Below are 19556 nucleotides of genomic sequence, written 5' to 3'. Positions count from 1 at the left end.
GTGAAGATTAACCGCTAATTTCATCGGCAAGCTTATCTAATGCTACGACTCGCTGCTCGCCTTTGGCCATATCCTTAAGTGAAATCTCTCCGCGCTCAAGCTCATCATCGCCGAGAATAGCTGTGTAACGCGCCTGAAGGCGATCTGCCGACTTCATCTGCGCCTTCATCTTACGACCAAGATAATCGCGTTCTGCGCGAATGCCGCGCTGTCTAAGCTGGTAAACGAGCTTCGTCACCTCGCGCTCCGCCGCTTCGCCAAGCGCCACGACATAAACATCAACTTGGTTGAAAGCTGGCAGCTCCGTTTCCTGGTGCTGCAGCAGCAATATCGTTCTTTCAAGGCCAAGCCCTAGACCGACTCCCGGCTGATCAGGTCCGCCAATGTCCGACACCAGACCGTTATACCGGCCGCCGCCGCCGACTGTATCGATTGTACCGATGCCCTCAGCCTTATATTCAAAGGCCGTATGGGTATAGTAGTCGAGTCCGCGAACGAGCCTGTGGTTGAGCTCATAAGGGATGCCCATATCGCTCAAATACATTTTAACTTTGTCAAAATGAATTTGGCATTCCTCGTCCAAGCTGTCCAAAATCGAAGGCGCGTCTGTAAAATGCTCCTGATCGACCTTGCAGTCAAGCACGCGAAGCGGATTGCGGTCCAAGCGCGATTGGCAATCCTTGCAAAGCAGCTCGCGCTTCGGCTCAAGAAAAGCAAGCAGCCGCTCGCGGAATACGGCGCGGACAGCTGGCGTGCCAACCGAATTGATCTCAACGCGTACGCCCTTGAGGCCTACCTCCGTGTAGAACGTATAACCTAGCGCGATAACCTCTGCATCGATAGCAGGATCAACAGAGCCGATTGCCTCTACGCCGAATTGGTGCAATTGGCGGTAGCGGCCTGCCTGCGGACGCTCATACCGGAACATCGGACCGATGTAATACAGCTTAGACACGTCCGGCTCGCCGTACAGCTTGTTTTCCACATACGACCTTACAACGCCTGCGGTCCCTTCTGGGCGCAGCGTTAAGCTGCGGTTGCCGCGGTCTGTGAAGGTGTACATCTCTTTCTCAACGATATCGGTCGTTTCACCTACACCGCGCTGAAATAGCTCCGTCGATTCAAAGATCGGCGTACGAATTTCGCGAAAGTTGTAACGCTGGCAAATCTCGCGCGCTTTCTGCTCCACATACTGCCATCTCTCTACTGCGCCAGGCAAAATATCCTGCGTGCCCGGCATTTTCTGAAATGCCATTGAATAACCCCTCCTGCCCGCTTTTAAATCCGTTTAAAGTTCGGAAAACACAAAAAACTCCCGTTCCTCATAGCTTGCGCCAAAAGGGACGAGAGTGAATCTCCCGTGGTACCACCCACATTTCGAGCCTGCATCAAATGCGTTCGGCTCGCTCCAAGACGGTTAACGTCCGTCATCCGCAGTCCAGCTACTGTGCGCCAGTCGCAGGCCATTGCCCGCTCCCTTCTGCCGTTCACTGTCTGTTCTCCGGGAAGTCTGTTCATTCTGCCGTTATAAGGATGCTTGCAGCCAAGTGGCATCCCTCTCTGAGTATAGCGCGTAGAATTACTTTGTCCCATCGTTGAATCGTTATGTTCAACCGCTAAACGTGCACATCCTGTTCGGATGATTTCAACCGTTCATGCTAGTTATACTGAAGATTAATTCTACCTCTGACAGCGATTAAAGTCAAGATCGATCTGTGCCTGCCTCGGCCCAATTGCAAAAGGGCAGAAAAAAACCTACAAAACACGTTTGTAGGTCCAAAAGTAAAATATATTTTTAAAAAGGGGGTCGAGTTCTAGTATAGGTTAATGATGTTAAAAAGAAGTTAGAGATTGATTACAGTAATATTACAATTTCGAAAGCGTTTTTACGGTAATTATAGAAAACCGCCCTTGCGGTTAGCTCGGACGGCTATCTATGACCATCTATAAAAGGCCTGAATTATCGCGGCGCGGCTGCTGTGGGAAGCCGGCCCATTCCTCTGCCGCTTCGATATCATCCTCTAGCTCGGCAAACACCTTGGCTTCTCTGCGGTCCGGATGGAGAAGACTCCGGGAGATGCGCTCCATGCCTTGCTCCTTGCGTGATTGATGCATATGTGGGATTCCTCCAATAGGGCATTCTGCTCGCGACGAGTTTAACTACTCTTTTCGCAAAGCTTCATGACTATTGTTTCCCATGATCAAATTCTTAAGCGCCGCTCTCCAAAATAATCGTGACAGGACCTGAGTTGACAAACTCAACGTCCATCATAGCACCGAAGCGGCCTGTCTCTACGACTAGGCCCATAGAACGAAGGTTTTCGTTGAACTTATCGTACAGCTGTTCCGCTTGCTTGGGCCTTGCTGCCGCCATAAAGTTTGGCCGCCTGCCTTTGCGGCAATCGCCATAAAGCGTAAACTGCGATACCGACAGCACCTGACCGCCGATATCGGTAACCGAATGGTTCATTTTGCCTGACTCGTCCTCGAAAATACGAAGATTAGCGACCTTATCCGCCATCCATTTGACGTCAGCTTCCGTATCCTCATGCGTTATTCCAACCAGCAGGACGAGTCCAAAATCAATTGCGCCTACTGCTTCGCCCTCAATAACGACCTTTGCCTGCTTGCTGCGCTGTAAAACCACCTTCACCGCTTAAACCTCCGATATTTGTTCCGCCCATCCACAGCAAGGGCCAAACGATTATTGCATAATACGTTGAACAGAATAAATTTCCTGAACCCGTTTTATTTTCTCCACGACGGCATTGAGATGCTCGATGTTGCGGATAAGCACCGTTATATGAATAAGCGCCATTTTATTTTTGACCGTCCGACCGGTTACGGCTGAAATGTTCGTCTTGCTCTCCGACACCGCCTGCAGCACTTCGTTCAGAAGCCCTCTGCGATCGCTGCCCGTAATTTCGATATCAACGCTGTAATTGGCCTCAATGGATTCTTCCCACTCGACCTCAATGACGCGGTCTCCCTCTTCGCCTTGATCACCGAACGGAATGTTCTGACAATCCATCCGATGGACGGAGACGCCTCGGCCGCGCGTAATGTAGCCGATAATCGAATCGCCTGGCACCGGGTTGCAGCAGCGAGCGAACCTGACAAGCAAATTGTCGATCCCTCTTACCGTTACGCCTTGGTTAGGCCTGGACTTCCGGTTTCCTGGGGACTTAATTTCTTTCACTTCACTCGTCAGCTCTAGCTGGCTTGCCAGCTCGGCCTCCTTGCGCATCTTCTCGGTAAGCTTTGTGCAAATTTGTGCTGCAGTAATACCGCCAAAGCCGATGGCGGACATCATATCTTCAATGTCGTTAAAAGCAAACTTCGCCGCAGCCTCCTGCAGCTTATCGTCCTGCAGCCACGCAGATGGCTCAAGGCCAAGACGCTTTAGCTCGCGCTCAAGCAGATCCTTGCCCTTCGCTACGTTCTCCTCGCGCCGCTCCTTCTTGAACCATTGCCTGATCTTGCTGCGGGCATGCGAGGATTGTGCAATTTTCACCCAATCCTGACTTGGTCCATACGAATGCTTCGACGTTAAAATCTCGACGATGTCCCCGGTCTTGAGCTTATGATCAAGCGGAACAATTCGTCCGTTCAGCTTCGCGCCAATCGTCCGGTTTCCGACTTCTGTGTGAATCCGGTATGCGAAATCAAGCGGTACGGAGCCGGCAGGCAGCTCGATCACTTCTCCGCTAGGCGTAAACACAAACACGAGATCGGCAAAAAAGTCCATTTTGAGCGATTCCATAAATTCAGACGCATCGCGCGCTTCATGCTGAAGCTCCAATATTTCGCGGAACCATGACATTTTGTCCTCAAAATTGCCTCCCGGTACAAGAGACCCCTCTTTATAGGCCCAATGGGCCGCAATTCCGTATTCCGATGTCCGGTGCATTTCCCAAGTACGGATCTGCACCTCAGTAGGCTCTCCATTTGGCCCTATAACCGTCGTATGCAGCGATTGATACATGTTCGCCTTCGGCATCGCGATATAGTCTTTAAAGCGGCCTGGCATCGGTTTCCAGAGAGTATGAATAATGCCGAGCGTCGCATAGCAATCCTTGATGTTATCGACGATAATGCGAATCGCAAGCAGATCATAAATTTCCGTAAATTGCTTGTTCCGGTCGGTCATTTTTTTGTAAATGCTGTATAAATGCTTCGGCCGTCCGGAAATATCGCCCTCGATGCCCATTTCATCAAGCTTCTCCGTTATGCGGGAGATAACATCATCAATAAATTGCTCGCGTTCCGCACGCTTCTTCTTCATCAGATTGGCAATGCGGTAATATTGCTGTGGATTCAAATAACGAAGCGCTATATCTTCCATTTCCCACTTGATCGCCGAAATACCAAGACGATGCGCAATGGGGCAAAATATTTCCAATGTCTCGTATGCGATACGCCGCTGCGCTTCCTCCGATTGGAACTTGAGCGTGCGCATGTTATGCAGGCGATCTGCTAATTTAATGAGAATGACGCGAATGTCCTGGGCCATCGCAACAAACATTTTACGGTAGTTTTCGTTCTGCTGCTCTTCCTTGGAACGAAATTGAATTTTTTCAAGCTTTGTCAGACCGTCTACCAGCATCGCACAGGTTTCGCCAAATTTCGCGCGCACCGTCTGCAAATCCACTGTCGTATCCTCAACGACATCATGAAGCAATGCCGCAATAATCGACAGCACGTCCATTTGCATATCAACAAGTATATCTGCAACCGCTACGGGGTGCAGAATATACGGCTCTCCCGATTTCCTCACTTGTCCGTGATGGGCTTGTTCCGCAAAGTCATAGGCTTCCTGGATGCGTATAAGGTCCTGCTCTTTCATATAGGCGGATGCCTTCTCGAGTAAATGCTCAATGCCCATGAAACGTCCCTTTCTGTTTACACTCCTGGCGGATCCCATTCATGCGTTTTCCGAGTTTTTATAATATTATGCCTGTTATAGCGGCACCACGTCAACTACTGGAGAGCTACTGTAATAAAATAAAACCGCCTGCCCTCGCGATAGAGGGGACAGGCGGCGTATTTAGAGACGGTTCCTACCGTTTCATTTATTAGTAAGTCATTAGGGAGAACACGTCGATTCCTTCAAGTTTCTCGCGCCCCGTAAGATACGAAAGCTCGATTAGGAATGCTGCACCAACCACTTCGCCGCCAAGCTGGCGAATCAAATTAATGGAGGTTGCAATCGTGCCGCCAGTTGCCAGCAAATCATCAGCAATCAAAACGCGTTGGCCTGGTGTTATAGCGTCCTTATGCATAGCAAGCTGATCCTTGCCATATTCCAAATCGTAAGTAGCCGTAATCGTTTCACCTGGAAGCTTGCCGCTTTTGCGGATTGGAGCAAAGCCTACGCCAAGCGCCAGTGCAAGCGGAGCGCCAACTACAAAGCCGCGCGCTTCAGGTCCAGCAATGATGTCAATTTTCATGTCCTGAACAGCAACGCGCATTTCTTCGATGGCAGCGCGGTAGGCTCCGCCGTCTTTCAGAAGCGTTGTAATGTCTTTAAAACGGATTCCTGGCTGCGGGAAATCTTGAATTACCCGAATGTAATCTTTGAAGTTATATTGCGTGTTGGACACAAGAGGTCAACCCTTTCCATTTCAACAAATTAGTTTAAATTATCAAACTCTATACAGATAATTGTGATGCTTCAAATTGCTGTTTAGCCGATCTATACCTGGCTGAAGCAGATAAATCTCGTTTCTGCGGCGACGCGGCTGCAATCATTTGACCATTTCTGAGGTCAATGAACTGCAGCTCCTCGAACACACCCAGCATGAGCTCCACCGTCTCTAAGGATAAACCGCTTTGCTCAGATAAGCGAGCGTTTAATCCTTCCAGCGGCGCTTGCCCAAGCTGCTTTAGCTGTTGATAGACTTTCCCGAAATGCTCGCGCTCCGGAAAATCAGCCGCCGCAGGATCATAGTGGACATCATGCAGCTGAAGCTGCGGCTTGCGCTGACCATTCCAAACGTTGACGGACAGCTCTCCAATTACATCGATTTTACAGCCCGGCTTTAGTTGATCCGCCAGCATGCCCATGCTAAAGCCAATTCCATCCAAAGCACGGCGTCCGCTGCCGAGCGACAGCTTCAGGTGCTTCGATTCCTTGCCAATTGTACGCCTTTCTGCCAGCTCCGTCCGGTGGAATAGCAGCCTAGGTGAAGGATTTCCCATCCCGAAAGGCTCCAGCTGAGAGAGCTCAGTAATCGTCTCAAGCGTAGCCTCGTTTACCGAGCATACGAGGTCAACCGATGTTTTTGGAATCCAATCATCAGCACTTAGCCATTCGGAAGCAAGTGCGCCAAGCCGTTCTTCGAGCGCTAGCAAGCGATCGCGATGGAGGCTCATGCCCGCAGCAGCCTGATGACCGCCGTAATGATCGAGCAGCTCGTCGCAGGCTGTAAGCGCGGCATGCAGGTCAAAGCCCTCTATGGAGCGCGCAGAGCCTTTACACATCCCCGTCTGTTCATCGATGCCAAGAATAATAACCGGCTTATAATTTCGTTCAAGCAGCTTCGAAGCGACGATACCGATGACGCCCACATTCCAGCCTTCGCCTGCAAGCACGATAACAGGCGGCGAATTAGTTCCAGCCGCTTCAGCCTCCGCAACCTTTGTCTGCCACTGCTGCTCCGCTTCTCTCACGATACTCTCAACTACGCGCTGTCGTTCCTTATTTAAGCTGTCCAACCCGATTGCCGCCAAAATCGCATTGTCGTAATCCTCGGTCGTCAGCAGCTCAACCGCACGCTTCGCATGATCCAGTCTCCCAGCTGCATTAATGCGAGGCGCCATTCCGAAAGCTACGCTTGTCGCGGTGAGACCCTCCAGCTCGATGCCGCCTGCCTCCGCTAAAGCCCGAAAGCCTACGCTTGTATGACTGCTCAGCCTCTCAAGGCCATACCTCACCAGAATACGATTCTCGTCCTTAAGCGGCATTAAATCGGCAATCGTTCCGAGGCAGACGATGTCTGCCCACTCCAGCGGCGGCCGCTCCAGCAAGGCGTGCGCCAATTTGAATGCGACGCCAACGCCCGCGAGCCCTTTAAACGGGTATTCGCAGCCCTCCTGCTTCGGATTAACGACTGCGCTCGCTTGCGGGATTTGATCGGGCGGCTCATGGTGATCGGTGACGACAACGTCGATGCCAAGCTGCTTCGCATATTCAATTTCTTGAACAGCGCTTATGCCTGTATCGACCGTAACGATTAAGCCGATTCCTTCCTCAGCCGCAAGCTCGATCGCTTTTTTGTTCAATCCATAACCTTCTAAGGCGCGATGAGGAATATAATAGTCAAAATTATATTGTAGAGTACGAAATAAATGTACCAATAATGAAGTGCTTGAGACGCCGTCGGCATCATAATCGCCATAAATCCGAATTTTCTCGTTGCTATCAGCTGCCCTTTTAATCCGTTCGACAGCTGCCTTCATTCCTAGCAATAGATAAGGATCATGGAAATGCTCCATTCCGCCTCGCAAAAAACGCTCCGCTGCTTCAGCGTCTTCATAGCCGCGCTGCACGAGCAGCCTTGCTACAAGCGGAGGCACGCTAAGACTGGAAGCTAAACTTTTCGCTTTATCCTCATCGGTTAAAGACCATGGCGCTACAGCCCATCTTGTCTTCCTTTGAATCATGTTGCTTTCTCCTCTCCTGCTGTTGGCAGTTCTTATTGCAGCAGTGTCGGCATCTGCTCCTGATTCGGATCATGATTGGACTTGTACGGATAACCAGGATCATATGGCTCAACATAAATCGAAACATCCGTCACATGTATAAAACGTTTCATAACGAGCTGCTTTACCCGTTTCGCAATCTCATGACCCTCAAGAACAGAAATACGCGGGTTAACGCTTATTACCATTTCTGCTATGACATAATGTCCATGCTCTCTCGCTCGCATCGATTGCACGGTGACGACTCCTTCAACGCGCTGTACAAGCTGCATCAGCTCATCGGGATTTTCATCCGAGACGTCGCCATTGCCGTCTTTGCGAATGAAGACGGTAGCCATTCTGTAGCCGTTGATTACGACGATGACAGCAATGACGATTGCAGCAGCCGGATCAAAATAGTACAGCACCGGAATTGACAGCATTTTGCCAATGATGGCTCCGCTTGTTCCTACCAAAGCAGCCGCAGAGCAATAAAGGCCCATCAAGCGCTCCTTTGAAGGAAAAAATAGCTGCTGAACGATTAAAGACAGAGCAATCGCCGCGATCGCGCTCCAGTGGGGCGAGCTTGTCACGCCATTGGAAATATCCCTGATTGCGGAAATGCCGATTTCGAGCCCAATGATGAGAAGCACGACTGACAATAAAATCGTAGTCGCAGCTTCTCCCCTCGTATCCTCAGCTTCCGATGGCGCATTTGGTTTTGCCATTTTGCGCTGACGGCTAGCCCGTAAACCTGATATTGCAATAACGCCTGCAGCAACCTCGGCTGCCGTTCGAAATGCATCCGCAAGCAGCGCCTTGCTTCCTGACAACCAACCTATTACGCCTTTAAATAGTGCCAGCAGCATGTTTCCCCATAAGCCGGCCCAGCTTGCGGACTCTGCTTTTGCATATCGCTGTGTGGTTGACATTTGTACCTCCTAAAGGTTTGCGAATGCAAACCTACTTCGTAAGCATGTGCTTAGGTTTGCGAATGCAAACCTACTTCGTAAGCATGGAATGCTCTACTCGATTACGCTGTCGGTTTAACAGCGACCTTCTGCTTTTGCTTCCCTTTAAGAAGAAGCCACAGCGGGCTCGCGATACAAATCGACGAATATGCTCCGCTCGTAAGACCGATAATTTTCGCAAGCGCGAACAGCTTGATTGATTCGCTTCCGAAAATGAACAAACAAACCGCAACGATCAGCACCGCTAATACTGTATAAATATTACGCGCCATCGTTTGCCAAATACTTGCGTTTACCATCTCTGCAAGCTGATCGCGGTTTTTGAATTGACCGAAGCGCAGATTTTCGCGAATCCGGTCAAAAATAACGATTTTATCATTGATGGAGTAACCGATCGTCGTTAGAACAGCCGCGATGAAAGGTAGATCCACTTCGAGTCGGAAAATCGAAAATAGCGCAACAACGACAAACGCATCATACAAAATCGCGATGTTCGCAGCCAGCGCAAAGCGCCATTCAAAGCGGATCATTACATAGATCATAATCGCAACGCTCGCGATAAGAATCGCCCATATTGTTTTGATCCCAAGCTCCTGTGCCATATCCGGGGATACGACGTTAACCTCTGAGGATACTTGGTCGCCGTATTTTGCTTTAAAGCCTTCTTGGATTTCTACGATTTTGGCTTGTGTAAGCACCTCGTCAAAACGAGCGGAAACTCGTTCGTTTCCTGTACCGCCAACCGTAGGCGTAATGTCCTCGATTCCTGCTTTCACAAGAATTTCTTTGGCATCCTGCTGCGTAATGGCCTTGCCTACCAAAATATCCATATTCGTTCCAGCCTTGAAATCAACGCCGAAATTGAGACTAAAGAAAAGCAAAGACAAAATGCCTAGTACAGTTAACGTGATTGAGAACAGAAAGAACTTGTTGCGGTTCCCAATAAAGTCATAACGAATCTTTGTATTAAAGTTCACGGATTTCTGCCTCCTTCACGCCGTAATAGCTTGGTTTTGTAAACAGATTGCTCTTAATAAGCAGCATAATCAACAATCTCGACAAGAAAATATTCGTAAGCATACTTACTAGAATACTGAAGATCATCGTCAGCGCAAAGCCTCGAATCGCGCCATTGCCGATGTAATAAAGCACAGCACTCGCAATAATATTCGTAATGTTGGCATCCATAATTGTACGGAACGAGTTTTTTGAGCCTGACTTCAGCGAGGACAGCAAGCTTTTGCCGCTGCGAATCTCTTCTTTTATCCGCTCATACATAATGATATTCGCATCGACCGCCATACCGATACCGAGTACGAAGGCCGCTATACCAGGCAAGGTTAAGGTAGCATTCATCAAATTGAATACAACGATCAAGAGCCACGTATACGTAATGACCGTAATACCGGCAACGACGCCTGGAATACGGAACAGGATAACTAGGAATACCAAAATAATGACCGTACCGATAATGCCCGCTTCAACTGTATCCTTAAGGGATGCAAGACCGAGCTTAGCGCCTACGGATTGGGTATATTTTTCAGTCAGCTTGAGCGGCAAAGAGCCCAGGTTGATCATATCAGCAAGTTCATTAGCTTCATCTACCGTGTAATCACCAGAGATTTGAGCAGATCCGCCGGAAATCGGAAAATTAACATTCGGTCTGGACAGCTCTTTGTCATCGAGGTAAATTGCTAAATATTTGCCCGTCAAGCGGGTCGTAATTTCTTCGAATTTTTTTGCGTCTTTAAGCTCGATTGTAACGAACGGCTTGCTTAAGTTGTCGTAACCGATACCCGCGCCGTTTGGCTTGAAATCACTGCCATCAAGCTCGATTTTGTTGTCAGGACCGCGGAACGTCAGGTTGATAGGTTTTGCAAGAATCTCTCTTACTTCGTTCTCATTCTCAACGCCTGCTAGTCTCAGACGAATCCGGTTGGTGCCTTCAGTCGTAATCTCAGGCTCCACAATACCAAGCTCGTCAATCCTTTTCTCCAAGCTTCTTGCCGTTTCTTTCAGCGACTCAGGTGTAACCGCCTGTCCACCTTCAAGTGGCGAAGCTTCGTACAAAACCTCAAATCCGCCTTTTAAATCAAGGCCTAGCCTTACATCTTTTACTAGCGATGGGCTTGTCCAAGCGATAACGCCAAACATAATGACTACGATCGCAAGGAAGGCAATTATTCTCTTCCCGAACATACGTCTAAATCCCCCTTATGATCTCAATATTCCTATTATACAGACGTGGTAAAATCGAGTCAAAAAAAAAAGAAACCCTCTACTTTAAAATTGGGTTCCTTTGTATGCGCTTATCGTCATGAAATTCATGAATTTCATAACCTTTAGAGATAAAATATCGTTCACTAGTTCGTGAAGCTCAGGTTGTCCTGTTTTATTGTATTTCTCGCTAACGCATTCCCAAACCTCTTGGCCTGTAACATGCTCATAGCCAATCAATTGAAATTCCTCCGCCTTGCTGTTGCATAGCTCCTCGATCATACGGCTTAACTCTTCGTCTGCCATGCTGCGCCTCCTAAAAGCTTGTCTACCCTTCTATTCGCTATGTCTTTGCCATATTCCTGCCCAAATATATCGCAATCGGCAAAATGCATGACATGGAATCGGACATGCCGCGCATAAAGATGATAGTACCGGCCTGTCTCATAGCTTCGTCTAATGCGAGGCAGAAGCTAACCAGCTATTCCATGATAGAGAAGAGGGTATCTAATTATGACGAAGCAAACCTTTATTAAGGGAGCCATGATTTTACTTGCTGCTGGCATTATTAACCGCCTGCTCGGCTTCGTGCCGCGCATCGCGCTTCCTCGCATAATTGGCGCAGAAGGCGTCGGGTTATATCAGCTCAGTTATCCGTTTCTAACCGTTATGCTTACCATCATTACTGGAGGGATACCGCTAGCCGTTGCAAAATGGATCGCGGAAGCCGAATCGCAGGGCGATTCCGCACGCGTGAAATACATTTTCCGAACGGCGATGGCACTTGTTACCTCGCTTGGTATTTTGATGACAGCCGTAATGCTGCTATGTGCCCCTTGGATCATGAAGCATGTACTGCCGGATGCCCGCGTATACCGTACATTTATGGTTATGACTCCTCTATTGCTTATCATAGGTATTTCCTCGGTTTACCGCGGTTACTTTCAAGGCAAACAAAACATGATACCTACTGCAGTATCTCAAACCGTTGAAACGATTCTTCGCATCATTGCATCGCTCTCTTTTGCTTACATGCTGCTTCCTCTAGGACTCGAATGGGCGGCTGCGGGCGCTATGCTTGGCGCTGTTGTGGGGGAGATCGGCGGCTTAGCCGTGCTTCTTTGGAAATATTATCGCGACAAATCACGGATTAAAGAAGCCTTAGCAAATCACCCAAACTCTGCAAAAAATGAGCCCGTCCTGCGCAGGCTGCTTGGCTTGTCGATACCGGTAACGGGAAGCCGTATGGTTGGCTCCTTCTCCTATTTGCTAGAATCTATTCTTACCGCGCGTAGCTTGGCGGCTGCCGGTATCGCAACAGGCATCGCAACCGCGCAGTATGGCGCTCTTCAAGGTATGATCGTCCCTCTCCTGCTTTTGCCGACTGCCTTAACTTACTCCCTTGCCGTATCGTTAGTCCCTTCTCTTTCGGAGGCAGCAGCAAACGGCGATAACGCCTTGATTCATAAGCGGCTTCACCAATCGTTAAGGCTTGCCCTTGTTTCAGGCGCTCCTTTTGTTGTCATCATGACCTTGTTTGCTGAGCCGATCTGCCGCATTCTTTATAATCACACAGAAATAGCACCGATGCTGCAGCTCATAGCTCCAGTCGGCATTTTTATTTACTTGCAAGCGCCTCTTCAAGCCGCGCTTCAAGCACTCAACAAGCCAGGAACTGCCCTAATCAACACGTTGATCGGCGCCATCGTCAAGCTGGTTCTTATCGTACAGCTCGCATCAGATCCCGACTTCGGCATATACGGAGCTTTAATCGCCATTAATGTGAACATCGTGCTCGTCACGGTTTTGCATGGCATTAGTGTTCTCCGGTTTATCGGCTTTCATATGAAAATTATTGATTTTGTAAAGGTAGGCGCGGCGATGCTCATCATGGGAGCAGCAGCGCGGTTTACGATGAATCGCCAGCCGCTGCCGGCAGAGTGGATCAATTTGATTCTCGCTTGCGCTGCAAGCGTAATTGTTTATTTGCTGCTCATGGTGTTGATGAAAATCATTGACCGGCATGATATAAAACGTATTCCTTTAGTCGGCATCTGGTTCAAATAAAACGTGTGTTATGAAAAAAAGCGTTAAAGAAAGGGCAGCCCTCTCTTTAGCGCTTTTTTTGATCATGCCTATCGACAAACAGCTTTCCCTTATGGTCAATCGTGCAAAAGAATACGTCCTTAAAATCGGTAACGCCTTTCTCCTGCAGCACGTTTTTAAGCCAAAATCTCGTTTTCTCCAGCTTTTCCAAATTTTCATCTTGTACTTTGCCATCCATAATGAGCGGCACTGGCAAAATTTCGAATCGATATTTTGGTGGAATAATATTCATTTGGTTGAAGCTACTTAACTTTTTATCTAATTTATCTTCGGCATACACGTCATTATTGTTGTCTTCAAGTGCTTCGGAATTTTCTCTTGGAATAACGGATAGCTTGCCGCTTGTTTCCAAGACGGCAAATTCAACATCGGATACTGCGCTGATTTTATTTTCCCTCAGCTGAAGCATTAAATCATCCAAATTGTAGCGTTGCTTACGCATTACATCGCTATTTAATTTGCCCTTGTCAATAATGACGCTTGGCTTGCCATCAAACAACAACCTTAGTTTCCTGCTTTTCATCGTCATAAAGGCACTTACCACTTGAATGAGCAGCAGTACAGCCATTGGCAAAATGCCGCTCCACATCGAGCGTTCCATATCCTCAATTACAATGACGGCAATTTCCGCGATCATAACTGAAATAACGAGATCGAATACCGATAGCTTTCCGATTTCTCGTTTTCCCATAAACCGCATGATCAAAAATACGACGAAATAGATGATCACCGTCCGGATCAACAGGCCCCAATATTCCACCGGAAACCGCCTCCTCGATTTTGTCATACGAGCTGATATCAGCTGCGTTTGTCCGTACAGCTATTCTGACCTACGCCCATAGACATCATACTGATGCAGCTTACACGAATATATGGCAATGGTTAACCGAAGCCCAATAAATACTTATAAGTCAGCGTATTAGTTGTACTATTCCACTAAGCTTGACCATATGGTTAAGTAATACGTACCTTTGTTGGGGGGAATTTGATGAGTTCGGTTAAACAAGCTCCTAAACCGCCATTAATTGCTTCACCTTTGCTCGCCGGCGTGCTTTTTTCAATTATTTGGTTAGCAGTAGGCGCTTTGCTGCTCTCGCTGCTTTTGCATTTTACCGGTATGAAAGAAAGCAGCTTGCCTACTAATGCATTAATTGTTCATGGCTTTGCATCGCTTGCGGGCGGCTTTACCTCCGGCCGGCGTTCAGAGAGCAAAGGCTGGTACAATGGCGCATTGCTTGGCCTATTGTACGGCGCAATCGTCATCATTATCAGTTTTCTTGCCTCAAACACTTCATTGTCGCTCCACAGCGTGCTTCTCTTAGGGGCATCTCTACTCGCAGGCGCTTTTGGAGGCATGATCGGAGTTAATATGAAGAAATAAGCAGCAGCGCTTGTTTACCAAAATAATAAAAAGAACGGCTGACATGCATGCATGTCAGCCGTTCTTTGGTTTACGTATATTACTCCGTTACTGCTGGTGCTGAGTTGATGATCGTGTTGATTGCGCTGCGCTCAAACGTCATTTTTGTTGTATCGTTTACACGAAGAACAACCGTATCATCGCTGAGCTCCACAACCGTACCGTGCAAACCACCAATTGTTGAAATTTTATCGCCTTTTTTCAATTGGTTAAGCATGGAAGTACGTTGCTTTTGTTTCTTCTGCTGCGGACGAATAAGTAAGAAATAAAACACCGCAAACATGAGCACAAACGGCCAAATCATACCAAGAATATTACTTGAACCTGCTGCATCTGCTGCTAGCCACATCGAAATCCCCCCTTTCAAAACCCTTTCTCATTATCGAACAGGCCGTAGCTCGTGAAGAAGGAATCCCGGAAATCAAGCAGCCGGTCTTCCATAATCGCTTGCCGAACGTCCCGCATGAGTTGTAGCAAGAAATGCAAATTGTGATACGTGGTCAGCCTCATGCCGAAAGTCTCATCGGCTTTAATTAAATGCCGGATATAAGCACGCGAGTAGTTCGTGCATGTATAGCAGGAGCACTCTGGATCTAATGGACCAAAATCTTCGGCGTACTTTGCATTGCGTATGACAAGTCTACCTTGACTCGTCATCGTTGTCCCATTCCGGGCGATTCGAGTTGGCAGAACGCAATCGAACATATCGATGCCGCGGATAGCGCCTTCAATTAGTGCATCCGGTGAGCCGACTCCCATTAAATAACGCGGTTTATTCGCTGGCAAAATGGGAACCGTATAATCGAGAACATCGTACATAAGATGCTTAGGCTCGCCTACACTCAGTCCACCAATAGCATACCCCGGGAAATCCATGGAAGTCAAATCGTTTGCGCTTTGAATGCGCAAATCTTTGTACATCCCCCCTTGAACAATTGCGAACAGCCCTTGATCATGAGGTCTTGCATGTGCTTTGAGGCAACGCTCTGCCCATCTTGTCGTCCGCTCTAACGATTTTTTCACGTATTCATGCTCAGCCGGGAAAGGCGGGCATTCATCAAATGCCATCATAATATCCGAACCAAGCGCGTTTTGAATTTCCATTGCCACCTCAGGCGAGAGAAACTTCTTGTCGCCGTTTAGATGGGATCGAAAATGAACGCCCTCTTCCGTAATTTTGCGCATTTCGCTCAAGCTGAACACCTGAAAGCCGCCGCTATCCGTTAGAATCGGGCGATCCCAGTTCATGAATTTATGCAGACCGCCGGCATTCCGAACGATCTCATGACCTGGTCTAAGGAACAAATGATACGTATTGCTCAAAATAATATGAGCATCCATCGTTTTAAGCTCTTCCGGGCTCATTGTTTTGACGGTAGCTTGCGTGCCTACCGGCATAAAGGCTGGCGTCTCGATGATGCCATGGGGTGTATGCACACGGCCAAGCCGAGCGCCTGATTGCTTGCATTGTTTGATTAATTCATATTTTACAGCCACAATTCACGCTTCCTATTCCTAATTAGTAAATAAACATAGCATCGCCAAAGCTGAAAAAACGATATTCTTGCGCTATCGCTTCCGCATAGGCCTGCATGACAGCATCGCGTCCAGCCAGTGCGCTTACAAGCATAACAAGCGTTGACTTCGGCAAATGAAAATTAGTGAGAAGTGCATTTACGAGCTTAAACTCATAGCCCGGAAATATAAAGATCGATGTCCAGCCACTGCAGGCTTCAATCGCATTGCCTTCAAAGCGAGCCGCTACAGTCTCAAGCGTTCTTGATGAGGTTGTCCCTACAGCAATTATACGCGCCCCGCGCTGTTTGGCTTCATTTATTACGGCTGCATTTTGTTCATTCAGCTCATAATATTCTGCATGCATCTCATGATCCTCAACAAGCTCCACGGACATCGGACGGAACGTTCCCAGCCCGACATGCAAAGTTACATAAGCTAGCTTGACGCCTTTAGCCTGCAGCTTCTCAAGAAAATCATCCGTAAAATGCAAGCCAGCGGTTGGCGCAGCTGCCGACCCCGCATGTTTGGAGTAAACGGTCTGGTATCTTTCCCTCTCTTCAAGCCGCTCCTTGATATAAGGAGGCAAGGGCATTTCTCCGAGACGGTCCAATAGCTCTTGGAAGATGCCGTCATAAATAAATCGGATCGTTCTGCCGCCCATCTCGCCTTCCTGCTCAATGACAGCTCGCAGCAGCGGGTTGCCTTCCCCATCGTCTCCGAAGGACAGTGCAGTGCCAACCTTTAAGCGTTTAGCCGGCTTGCCGAGAGCCTCCCAGCTATCGCCTTCGAGCTGCTTTAGCAGCAGCAGCTCGATTTTAGCACCCGTATCACTCTTAATGCCAGTCAAGCGTGCCGGAATAACTCTAGTATCATTTAATACGAGCACATCTCCCGCTTGGACATAATTCTCCAGATCGGTAAATTTGTTGTGCGAAATTTCCCCTGTCTGCTTATTAAGGGCAAGCAGCCTTGAGGCCGTTCTGTCCAATAAAGGTGTCTGCGCAATTAAGCGCTCCGGCAATTCAAAATCAAACCATTCTACGTTCATATCGATTCAATCATTCCTTAGCGATGGTTACATCTTTGTAATAGTATTTCAAAATATATTGATAGTCATACCCTTGCTGCGCAAGGCTTAAAGCACCATACTGCGATAAACCGACACCATGACCGTTGCCAGTCCCTACAATACGGAAGGAAGGCTCCTTCGTTGCCGCACGCATATGTCCGCTTCCATCGAGAATAAACATATGGGCATCTGCTGCTTCTGATGACTTGCCGCCGGCACTTATAGCGTAAATCGGAGCAGAATCCGCAGGTTTATTGCGCGTTGCCGAGCTTGCTCCAAGCAAAGTGACTTTTGCCGTCTCCTCGATCTGGAATAGTGTACTCGGCAGCGAGCCTTGCACGCCTAATGCACCCCGGTAATCAATCGGATAGGTTACAGCGACCTTTTGTCCATTTGCCAAAATCTCCGTTGCACGCCCTGACGGGCCACGCTGGCTCACTTCCAATGTTTTTAGCGGACCGGAAATGGCGGCTTTCGCTTTCGCATTAATAACCGTCAACATTTCTTGAGCCGTATATGGCCCGCGTACCCAGGTCATTGAATTTGATTCTACGCTTTTGTCCAGAACTACAACCTGTGTTCCGCTGTCAGCCTGCGCAATGGCAGGTATGCTCTCCTGAATGAGCGGATGCTTGCGCACCTTTGTTCCGTTCGTATTTACTTGCATGATCAGGCTGCCCGCAGCAGTTGTTTGTCCCGTCTCATCAAGCAAATCGTCACGAATGTAGCCGATTGCTCCGCTTGAGAGCACAACTCTATACCAGTTGTATAAGCCAGCCTCTGACGAGATATCTGGGCTCTTCGCTGCTTGCAGGTAAGGGACCGCATTGTTCCATATTTCCTTGGCATCTGCCGTCATTCCTCCGCCATTCGCTGAGAACAACGCTTCAATAACCTTCCCATTGTACAAGGCGACTTCGCCTGACGTCTCATCAACGGCGGCTATAGTTGTTGGACGCTCTGAGCCTACGCCATAGTAAGCTTGGCTTAAGGTCGTATCCACGACATGAGCGATTTGGAAGCCAAAGCCTTTATTTAATGCAAATGAGCGTGCTGCAACAGCTTGCGCCTTTAAAGCTTCGGCTGGCCAAGTTGGGTACATTTCGACGCCAACAACCGAATATAAATATTGCTCAAAAGGCAGCTCATTTATGACAGCCATGCTTCCATTTAGGATGCTAAGCTCAAACATGCCTCGATAGCTGCGACCGCTTCTCTCCGTCAGCTTGATCGGCTCCGATCCTGCCGGCGATACCGTTATTTTCGCATCACTTCCCGCAAACATATAAAGCTCTGAGCTGCGCTGCGCTAGAGCGCTGGCGGAATGGTCATTTCTTACTAACAAATAAGGAGTCTGTGAATCTGCTTGTTTCAATGCTCCTCCGTTTGCTGCCTTTGCAGCAGCAGCCTTTACGATTTGGAGTTCCGCATCGGTCACGGCAGCTCCTACCATAACCGAGTAGCTTGCTGCGCCAGCCTGCTCTGAGCGAATGGCTACGAATGCATCCAAGCCTACTGCCCCAAAGCCGCTTGCAGCTGCCTGTGCAGCCTCCTTGCTGGCTTGCGGTCCGCTTTCCAGGTGAAGCGGACCTTGCAGCAGCGACTTAAAGCCGTCCGTCAGCTTCGTAAGCTCGCCGTCGCCATTCCATTTCGTTTGTGCCGTTGCCGCCTCCGAAGCAGTCTTGTATGTACCTTCAATAACTTGATAGACGATTGCTCCATTCTTGGATAGCGATGTCAGGAAAGCTGCTCCCTTCAAAGCTTGCAGTCTTTTGAATACGGCTAGCGCGGAGCCGAAATTTGTTGATTCAAATACTTTTACTTTAAAGTTGTCAACTGTAAACCGAGCCGAAGCAGCCCCCTCGACATTGAACCAATCATGAATGCCATCCGGCTGTCTTACGCCGATGCTCATGCCGCCAGTAGACGAGAAAGTCGCTGCAGCTGTCGTATCGACATATTTCCCAGGCAATTGCATAAATAAGGCAACTCGGATTTTATCCAGCTTCGGCACCGCCGCCTGCGACGGCGATCCCGTCCAAGCCGAAGCAAGCAATACGATCGCAACAGCCATAATGACGTATCGCTTGAAGGATTGTTTAATTGTCATGCTTGTTATTCTCCCCTTTGCTTTGCGGCAACTCGCACCCATTAATCGTACAGCTTTGCTCTGCTTTGCCAAACCATTCATATCTTCTGCTTGCTATAAATCGATAGATTCGATCAGCCGCTCGTTTCATTCCGGGAATTCGATAAAAGGCAGACAGCCAGCGCAAGCCCTTAACCGTTCTCAAAATACGAACGACCCCGTCCGCACCGGCGAACAACTGGCCTTGCTCATCGGCAACATGTATCTTCTCGTACAGCTCAACGAAATTCAGCGGACGTATATGCGGGACAAGCTGCTGCGCCTGTCCTTCTGCTTCCAATTGCTGAATCTGCACATAATGCAGTTCTGCCTTAGCATTCAGCTCCTTCAGCTTCGCTACGGAAGCAAGGCAAAGCTTGCACTGTCCATCATAGATAACATATAGCCTCTCTGATGCGCCATTTTCGGTGGAGCTCATAGACA

The 19556-nt window shown here is 48.6% G+C and carries 18 protein-coding genes; 2 read left to right on the top strand and 16 right to left on the bottom strand.

Translation table 11 applies throughout. From position 1 onward, the window contains the following. Positions 1-7: 7 nt before the first annotated feature. From hisS to HI950_RS21925, 10 genes are all read right to left on the bottom strand, one after another. The gene (gene hisS, locus HI950_RS21970; RefSeq protein ID WP_169082712.1) at positions 8-1255 is read right to left on the bottom strand and encodes a histidine--tRNA ligase; all 1248 of its coding nucleotides are present in this window, start codon (positions 1253-1255) and stop codon (positions 8-10) included. A gap of 689 nt (positions 1256-1944) precedes the next feature. Next, positions 1945-2115, bottom strand: a complete 171-nt coding sequence (locus HI950_RS21965) for a hypothetical protein (RefSeq protein WP_169082714.1) — start codon at positions 2113-2115, stop codon at positions 1945-1947. Between the two features lie 94 nt (positions 2116-2209). Next, complete coding sequence (gene dtd / locus HI950_RS21960; RefSeq protein ID WP_169082715.1) at positions 2210-2653, bottom strand: D-aminoacyl-tRNA deacylase; 444 nt, start codon at positions 2651-2653, stop codon at positions 2210-2212. 51 nt (positions 2654-2704) lie between these two features. Continuing rightward, positions 2705-4885: a RelA/SpoT family protein gene (locus HI950_RS21955; RefSeq protein ID WP_169082716.1), complete on the bottom strand. Its 2181-nt coding sequence runs from the start codon at positions 4883-4885 to the stop codon at positions 2705-2707. Positions 4886-5075: 190 nt separating this feature from the next. Then, positions 5076-5603: an adenine phosphoribosyltransferase gene (locus HI950_RS21950; RefSeq protein ID WP_169082717.1), complete on the bottom strand. Its 528-nt coding sequence runs from the start codon at positions 5601-5603 to the stop codon at positions 5076-5078. A 49-nt stretch (positions 5604-5652) separates the two neighbouring features. Next, positions 5653-7665, bottom strand: coding sequence for a single-stranded-DNA-specific exonuclease RecJ (recJ, locus tag HI950_RS21945; protein ID WP_169082718.1), 2013 nt, complete (start codon positions 7663-7665; stop codon positions 5653-5655). A gap of 32 nt (positions 7666-7697) precedes the next feature. Next, entirely contained in the window at positions 7698-8615 is a 918-nt protein-coding gene (locus HI950_RS21940) for a cation diffusion facilitator family transporter (protein WP_169082719.1), read from the bottom strand. Between the two features lie 101 nt (positions 8616-8716). Beyond that, positions 8717-9631: a protein translocase subunit SecF gene (gene secF, locus HI950_RS21935; protein ID WP_169082720.1), complete on the bottom strand. Its 915-nt coding sequence runs from the start codon at positions 9629-9631 to the stop codon at positions 8717-8719. Beyond that, positions 9621-10853 (bottom strand): protein translocase subunit SecD, encoded by a 1233-nt coding sequence (secD, locus tag HI950_RS21930; protein ID WP_169082721.1) that lies wholly within the window; start codon positions 10851-10853, stop codon positions 9621-9623. Before secD ends, secF begins: the two co-directional genes overlap by 11 nt. An 84-nt stretch (positions 10854-10937) precedes the next feature. After that, positions 10938-11177, bottom strand: coding sequence for a post-transcriptional regulator (locus HI950_RS21925; protein ID WP_169082722.1), 240 nt, complete (start codon positions 11175-11177; stop codon positions 10938-10940). Between the two features lie 207 nt (positions 11178-11384). Between HI950_RS21925 and spoVB the strand changes: the two genes are divergently transcribed. After that, on the top strand, positions 11385-12938 hold the full coding sequence (spoVB, locus tag HI950_RS21920) for a stage V sporulation protein B (RefSeq protein WP_169082723.1): 1554 nt from the start codon (positions 11385-11387) through the stop codon (positions 12936-12938). A 46-nt stretch (positions 12939-12984) separates the two neighbouring features. Here spoVB and HI950_RS21915 read toward each other — a convergent pair whose 3' ends face one another. After that, positions 12985-13737 carry a DUF421 domain-containing protein gene (locus tag HI950_RS21915; protein ID WP_317618426.1) on the bottom strand — a complete coding sequence of 251 codons (753 nt, stop codon included), beginning with the start codon at positions 13735-13737 and terminating at the stop codon, positions 12985-12987. 228 nt (positions 13738-13965) lie between these two features. Between HI950_RS21915 and HI950_RS21910 the strand changes: the two genes are divergently transcribed. Then, positions 13966-14358: a TIGR04086 family membrane protein gene (locus HI950_RS21910; RefSeq protein WP_169082725.1), complete on the top strand. Its 393-nt coding sequence runs from the start codon at positions 13966-13968 to the stop codon at positions 14356-14358. Between the two features lie 79 nt (positions 14359-14437). On the opposite strand, the gene yajC is transcribed toward HI950_RS21910, so the two are convergent. Genes yajC through HI950_RS21885 form a run of 5 tightly spaced genes read right to left on the bottom strand, consistent with a single transcriptional unit; the run spans position 14438 to position 19551 of the window. Next, a complete protein-coding gene (gene yajC / locus HI950_RS21905; RefSeq protein ID WP_169082726.1) occupies positions 14438-14746 on the bottom strand; it encodes a preprotein translocase subunit YajC in 309 nt (102 codons plus the stop codon). A gap of 14 nt (positions 14747-14760) precedes the next feature. After that, positions 14761-15894, bottom strand: coding sequence for a tRNA guanosine(34) transglycosylase Tgt (gene tgt / locus HI950_RS21900; RefSeq protein WP_317618425.1), 1134 nt, complete (start codon positions 15892-15894; stop codon positions 14761-14763). A gap of 22 nt (positions 15895-15916) precedes the next feature. Further along, a complete protein-coding gene (queA, locus tag HI950_RS21895; RefSeq protein ID WP_169082727.1) occupies positions 15917-16963 on the bottom strand; it encodes a tRNA preQ1(34) S-adenosylmethionine ribosyltransferase-isomerase QueA in 1047 nt (348 codons plus the stop codon). A gap of 10 nt (positions 16964-16973) precedes the next feature. Next, positions 16974-19094 carry a SpoIID/LytB domain-containing protein gene (locus HI950_RS21890; RefSeq protein ID WP_169082728.1) on the bottom strand — a complete coding sequence of 707 codons (2121 nt, stop codon included), beginning with the start codon at positions 19092-19094 and terminating at the stop codon, positions 16974-16976. After that, positions 19084-19551 carry a thiol-disulfide oxidoreductase DCC family protein gene (locus HI950_RS21885; protein ID WP_169082729.1) on the bottom strand — a complete coding sequence of 156 codons (468 nt, stop codon included), beginning with the start codon at positions 19549-19551 and terminating at the stop codon, positions 19084-19086. The genes HI950_RS21890 and HI950_RS21885 overlap by 11 nt, the downstream gene beginning before the upstream one ends. Between the last annotated feature and the right edge of the window lie 5 nt (positions 19552-19556).

It is taken from the genome of Paenibacillus sp. PL91, from assembly GCF_012935325.2.
Classification (GTDB): domain Bacteria; phylum Bacillota; class Bacilli; order Paenibacillales; family Paenibacillaceae; genus Pristimantibacillus.
Note: the sequence above shows the minus strand (reverse complement) of the source record. Positions and strands in the feature narration are given on the sequence as shown.